The following is a 1,717-nucleotide window of genomic DNA, read 5'->3' as shown; positions in this document are numbered from 1 at the left end:
CCCGGCCTATTCATGAGGCCGGCCTGAAAACGAAGATAGCGGATGGTATTCTCTTGAAAATTCAATGTGTTCCGCCAAGAACCTGAACCAAGAGAGCCATCCGCTATGGGTGAAAGCCTATCTACCTGGACGCCCTCGTGCAACGGCTCCGTCCGTGTCGAGCTGAGCGGCCACCGCACCACCAGTGACAGCGGCGCTCTGCTGCTGCGTGAAGCCCTCGACAACAGCGGTGTGATCGAGGCGCTCGAAGACAATCTGGTCGATCAACGCCACCCGCTACGCATCCGCCACTCGCTGGCCAGCCAGCTGCGAACCCTGGTGCTGCAGCGCGCGATGGGCTGGATCGACCTCAGCGATACCGACACGTTGCGGCGTGATCCCCTCTGGCAGCTGGCCTGCAGCGATGCGCGTGGAATGACGCCACTGGCCCAGGACCGGCCGTCTCAAGCCACGCTGTCGCGGCTGCTGACTTGCCTTGGACGCAACGACAACATCGATGCCGTGCATGAAGGCCTGCTGCGACTGGTAGTCTGGCGCCTGACCTCGCTGAAGAACGGCGAGCGACCCAAGCAGTTGACCCTCGACATCGACGGCCTGCCGATCGAGGTCCACGGTCACCAAGGTGGCTCGGCCTATCATGGCCTTTACGGGGTCCGCATCTACTCGCCGCTGGTCGCCTCGCTGGCCGAAACCGGTGACATGGTGGGCGGCCTACTACGCGAAGGCAACGCCGGCCCGGCCGAGAACGCCGATACCTGGATCCCGCACCTGGTGAAGCGGCTCAACGAAAGCACCGGCGCCCAGGTTCGGGTGCGTATCGACGCCGGGTTCACCGACAACGACACGCTGGAGGCGTTGGAAGATCGCGGCATCGAGTACCTGGGCCGGCTGCGCAGTCACACGGGGCTGCAGACACTGGCGGCGCCGTACCTGAAGCGGCCCCGAGGTCGGCCGCCCGAGCAGCCACGGGAATGGTGTCATGACCTGGAGTACCAGGCCGGCACCTGGCCTGAACCACGGCGCGTGGTACTGGTCGTGCAAGAGCGACCCGATGACCTGCTGTTGCATGCCTTCTTCCTGGTCACCAACCTCAACAAGTTCGACTGGCCGCCGGAGAAGGTCCTGGCACTGTACCGCAAGCGCGGTAGCGCCGAAGCGCACATGGGCGAGGTGAAATCAGCGCTCGACGTACACCTCTCGTCGACGGATCGTGGCGCCTCCACGGTTCAGGACGTGATGGCGCGTAACGAGGTGAGCCTGCTACTCAGCCTCTATGCTTACCAGGTCCTGCATGGTCTGCGTTGCCTGCTGGAGCGGCAGACTCGGCAAGGCTGGAGCCTGAGTCGGATGCGCGAGCAGGTGCTTAAGGTCGCCGCCACACTGAAGCTGCATGCCCGGCGGATCACCCTTCATCTGGGTGCCGCCGCCGATAAGTGGTGGCCGACGTTGCTGAAGGGGCTGCCGAAGCTGACGGCGCTGAGTTGACGCCCGGCGAGACGGCTTCAGGACCTGAAATCGAGCGACCGCTGCAGCGGCCGGCGGTCACGGCTGCTTTGACGGTCGCAATGGATTCCCAAGAGCTATAAGAAACCGGGAAGAAAGCCATGTTCGGGCATTACTCAGCGGCCTCTCGCGTCGGAGAGGCCGATCCTGATGAGCGACGCCGCCAGCCAGCCTCTTCACGCCGCCCAGTCAGCGTCTTCGTGAATAAGGCGGG

At 64.1% G+C, this 1,717-nt stretch carries 1 protein-coding gene; it reads left to right on the top strand.

All coding sequences use genetic code 11. The features are described from left to right. Window positions 1–105 precede the first annotated feature (105 nt). Window positions 106–1,485 (top strand): IS1380 family transposase, encoded by a 1,380-nt coding sequence (locus RS027_RS13455; RefSeq protein WP_376717491.1) that lies wholly within the window; start codon window positions 106–108, stop codon window positions 1,483–1,485. The last annotated feature ends 232 nt before the right edge of the window (window positions 1,486–1,717 follow it).

This window comes from Halomonas garicola, assembly GCF_031935715.1.
Lineage (GTDB): Bacteria > Pseudomonadota > Gammaproteobacteria > Pseudomonadales > Halomonadaceae > Vreelandella > Vreelandella garicola.
Note: the sequence above shows the minus strand (reverse complement) of the source record. Positions and strands in the feature narration are given on the sequence as shown.